This is a genomic window from Chloroflexus sp. (assembly GCF_034435895.1).
Taxonomy (GTDB): domain Bacteria; phylum Chloroflexota; class Chloroflexia; order Chloroflexales; family Chloroflexaceae; genus Chloroflexus.
In genome coordinates this window covers 1-4,303 of the sequence record NZ_DAOTWH010000355.1, presented here as the reverse complement: position 1 = coordinate 4,303, position 4,303 = coordinate 1, and the positions used below count along the sequence as shown (strand labels likewise).

Here is a 4,303-nt window from a genome sequence, read left to right as displayed (position 1 = left end):
GCGCCTCCCGGTAGTGGCAAGACGGTGGCGTTGGCTACGCTAGCGCTGCACGGCGGCTGGCCGGCGGCGTGGTGCCGGGCCGATGCAAGCGATGACCCGCCGCGCCTCTTGCGCCATCTGGCCGCCGCACTGGGCCGGGTGGTCTCGTTCGATCCGCAACGACCGCCAGCAACGATCGATGCGTTGATCAATGCGCTGACCGGCGACCTCGATGATGAGACCCTGCTGATTATTGATGATGCCCATCTGATTGATGAACAGCCTGAGTTGCGCGCGCTGATCGAGCGGTTGATCGCCGCTCAGCCGCCGCGCTTGCATTTGGTGCTGGCAGGCCGGCGCGAACCCGAATCGCCGCTGATCGCTACCGCTCGGTTGCGCGGCGAGGCGCTGCTGGTTGATGTCGAGGATCTGGCGTTTACCTCTGATGAAGCAGCGACGCTCTGGCAACAGGCTGGGCGAGCGTTGCCGGCTGATTTCGACGAGGTGCTGGCCTTTAGCGCGGGGTGGGCGCTGGCGCTGCGCATTGCGCTTGATGCTGCCGATTGGCGCAGCGCCTTGGGGTTGCGCGAACACGTGACGCCGGCGCTTGACGAATATCTGGAACGTGAGGTGTTGGCGCCGCTGCCCGCGCCGTTGCGCCGGTGCCTCCAACGCAGCGCTGGTTTGCGTTGGCTTGAACCCAGCATCTGCGCGGCGCTCGATTCGTCGCTCAACGCGCCGGGGTTGTTGGCCGAGCTGCGCCGGCGACGTCTCTTCGTTGAACCGTTTGGCGAACAAGGCCTGCGTTTCCAGCCGATTATCGCCGCTTGGCTGGCGCGCCGCGCTGCGGCTGATCCGGAGTGGCCTGAATTGCACCGGCAGGCGGCAGCCTATTTTCAGCGCACTGGCGATCGAGAGAGCGCGCTGTATCATCAGATTGCCGCCGGTGATCCGGCTGCCGTGTCCACGTTTCTCCCCCTTGCGCGGACATTGCTCGCCGAGCGGCGGGCAGAGGCGGTGCTGGATTGGATGCGCCGGTTGGCGCTGTCGGGTGATGAAGCGCCGGAATTGATCGAGATACAGGCCGCTGCGCTCCACCAGCTTAACCGCCTTGAGGCGGCGCTCGCCGTCTATCGGCGCGCCGAACGCGCCTTTGCCGGCCAGAACGATCGTCTTGGCCAATCACGCTGTCTCCGTGGCCAAGCGTCGATCTATCTCGATACGGTGCAACCGGCGCCGGCGACCGATCTGCTGCGCCGCGCGCTCAAACTGCTCCCGCGCCATTGCGGTGAAGAGCGGATCGAGCTGTTGTTGATGCAGGCTGAAAATTGGGCTAATCGTGGCCGGGCTGATATTGGTCTGCGCCTTGAACAAACGGCGCGTAAGCTGGCTATAGCGCATGGTCTAGAGCATCTGTACGCCGCTCACGCTGAAACCTTGCGGCCACGCCTGCTGCTGCGTGCTGGCCGGTTGCGGGAAGCGCGCCAATTGCTAGAAGAACGGCTCTGGACGGAACAGCCGTTTGCTCGCGCTACCGCTCATCGCGAACCGCTCTTATTGCTGGCGCTGATCAATGCGATGCTTGGCGCTGGCCCGCCAGCGTTGGCCTTCGCCCACCGGATGTTACTCGAAGCTCAGCAGAGTGGCAATTTTGTTACCGAAGCGCTGGCCGAATTGCGTCTTGGCCATGCCTATCAGTTGATCGCTCGCGGCGAGGATAACGCTGCGCGCCAACACTACAGCCGCGGTTTACGCTTACTGCAACAAGTGACGGTGCCTCGCACCCGTGCCGAAGGCTACCTTGGCTTAACCTTGCTCCACGGCCATGCCGGTGATTTGGCGCGGGCCGAAGCTGATGCCCGCGAAGGATTGTTGCTGGCCGTTTCATCGGGTGATGAGTGGGTGGCAGCTTTGATGTTGCTAGCGTTGGGCAGCGTGACGCTGGTTGCCAATGATCCGCGCGGCTACGAATGGCTCGATCAGGCCGAGCAACGCTTCCAAGTCGGCCACGATACCTTCGGTCTGTTCCTCGTCCATCTGTGGCGCGCGTTGGCTGCGTTGCGCACTGGCCGGGGCGCGACCGTTGATCCGCTGGTTGATCAGGTGATGCGCGAGGCGGTTGAATACGGCTACGAGAATGTCCTGATCGGCCCCAGCCTGTTTGGCCCGCGTGACATTGCTGCCCTCGTGCCGTTGTTGCTCCGCGCCCGCACTATGCCGGCCCACCGCGAGACTGCTATCCGTCTGCTCCGGCAGGGTTTTCCTTCGATCGCCGCCGATGATACGGTTGATGATTACCATCCCGGCTTTACCCTGCGCGTGCAGATGCTGGGTGCGTTTCGGGTGTGGCGCGGCAATCAAGAAATTCAGGCCCGCGAGTGGCAGCGTGAAAAGGCGCGCCAGCTCTTTCAGTTGCTGTTAACGATGCGCGGAAATTGGGTGCAGCGCGAGCAAATTTGCGCATGGCTGTGGCCTGACGCCGATCTCGAAGCGGCTGAGCGCCAGTTTAAAGTGACGCTGAATACCCTGAACACGGCCCTCGAACCCCATCGCCCGCCGCGGGTGCCACCCTTTTTCATTCGCCGGCAAGGGTTGGCCTATAGCTTTGCCCCCTCGTTCGGCGCGTGGATCGATGTTGATGAGTTTGAATTGCGCGCCAGCGGCGCCCAAACCACGACCGATCCCGATTTTGCCCGCCGCAGCGCACAGGCTGCGCTCCAACTCTACCGCGGCGATTATCTCGCCGAGTCGCTCTACGATTCGTGGACGATCGAGGAACGTGAGCGGCTGTTAGCCCGTTACCTTGCTACCGCCGTCTCGTATGCTGAACAACTTAGCGCCGAAGGTCTCCACAACGAGGCGATCCAGATTGCCGAGCAAGTCCTGCGCCGTGACCGTTGCTACGAAGAGGCCTACCAGTTGCTGATGCGCGCCCATGCCCGCGCCGGCAGCCGCTCGCAGGCGATGCGGTCGTATACCCGCTGTGTGCAGGCGCTGCGCGAAGAGTTGGGGATCGAACCGCTGCCCGAAACTGAGGCCCTCTACCGCCGTATTCGTCAGAACGAACCGATTTGACAGCTCTTGTGAAAATTTGTACGATGAACGTGGTGAACCAAGTTGTTCGGCCCGCTGAGTAGCGGTGCGCGCCGCTACGCTGGCCGGTTCGTCGTGGCTATCGCTGTTTGATGACAATGGAGCTCCATATGGATCCGATCTTTGTTGCTATTCGCCAAACGCACGCCATCTTCGGGCGTGAAGTCTTGTCGGTCTTGATCGTCGCTGCCGCCATCTATCTTGCTGTTACCTACCGGCCTGAAGCGCCGCGTAATTTGGTAGCGCGCCTCTTTCCCGTCTTAATCGATATTCAAGCCACGCTTGGGTTAATCTATTGGTTGGTTGGCGTCTTTACCGGTATTGCATATTTTCTCTCGTTCCCCTTTATCCTCCACCCGTTGCTTGGGTTTGCAACCGCTGTCGTCGGGCATATCTTGTTCGGTTCGCGCCAACCCTTTGCTCGGCTTGGCCGCTGGTCGGCGCCGGCTGCATTGGGCATTATTCTGGTGATGGTGCTGAGTAATATAATGATTGCGATGATGGCGTGACGATTTACCCGATTGCGCCGGCTTGGGCCAACAGCTCGCCGCTCTCGTCATCTTCCGGGCCGGCGGCGAGCCATGCCGCTTGCTCGGCCAGCGCCGTGTGCGCTGTGGTCAGATCGGTCGCCGTAAACGCCAGCCGGTCGCCGGGCAAGAGTTGGGCCGCTAACGGCAGATCGGCCCCGATCACCGTCGCAATTACCGGGTAGCCGCCGGTGGTTTGGGCGTCGGCCAGCAACAGAATTGGCCGGCCATCGGGCGGTAATTGGATTGCACCCGGTACCACACCAAATGAGGGGAGCGAGTGGTGGTGGCTTGGCAATGAAGCGCCGGCCAGCCGGTAACCTTGCCGGCTGGCTGCCTGATCGACCTGAAACGTTGCCTTCAGCAACTGTTCCCATGCCTCCGGCAGCAGGTCGTACTGCGGGCCGGGCAAGACGCGCAAGCGCGGTTGGGCGCAGTAGGCTGGCCGGCGCCCAACCGGCCACCATCGCATACCATCGGCAGCAGTGAATGAGCGTGGATGCACGGCAATCCGGTCGCCGGCCCGCAAGGTGCGCCCTTGATAACCGCCGAAACCACCGGCCAGACAGGTGCCCGCGCTGCCAATCGCCCATTCCGCTGCTAATTCACCGCCGATCGCCAGATAGACCCTCCCGCCCCAATCGCCGCGCCTCCCGCGTAACCGCAACACGCCGCCTGCCGGCGCGATCGCACTGCGCCACGGC

The 4,303-nt window shown here is 62.7% G+C and carries 3 protein-coding genes; 2 read left to right on the top strand and 1 reads right to left on the bottom strand.

Annotation, left to right across the window (positions count from 1 at the left end):
- Both U9R81_RS19710 and U9R81_RS19705 read left to right on the top strand, forming a co-directional pair.
- On the top strand, nt 1-3,054 hold a 3,054-nt coding region (locus tag U9R81_RS19710), incomplete at its 5' end, for a BTAD domain-containing putative transcriptional regulator (protein WP_322497113.1).
- Between the two features lie 128 nt (nt 3,055-3,182).
- A complete protein-coding gene (locus U9R81_RS19705; RefSeq protein ID WP_322497112.1) occupies nt 3,183-3,581 on the top strand; it encodes a hypothetical protein in 399 nt (132 codons plus the stop codon).
- A gap of 4 nt (nt 3,582-3,585) precedes the next feature.
- Here the strand turns inward: U9R81_RS19705 and U9R81_RS19700 are convergent.
- The coding region (locus tag U9R81_RS19700; protein WP_322497111.1) for a biotin-dependent carboxyltransferase family protein at nt 3,586-4,303 on the bottom strand (718 nt) is incomplete at its 5' end.

Coding starts and splice junctions, on each gene's coding strand:
- U9R81_RS19705 (WP_322497112.1), top strand. CDS start 3,183: ATGGATCCGATCTTTGTTGCTATTCGCCAAACGCACGCCATCTTCGGG.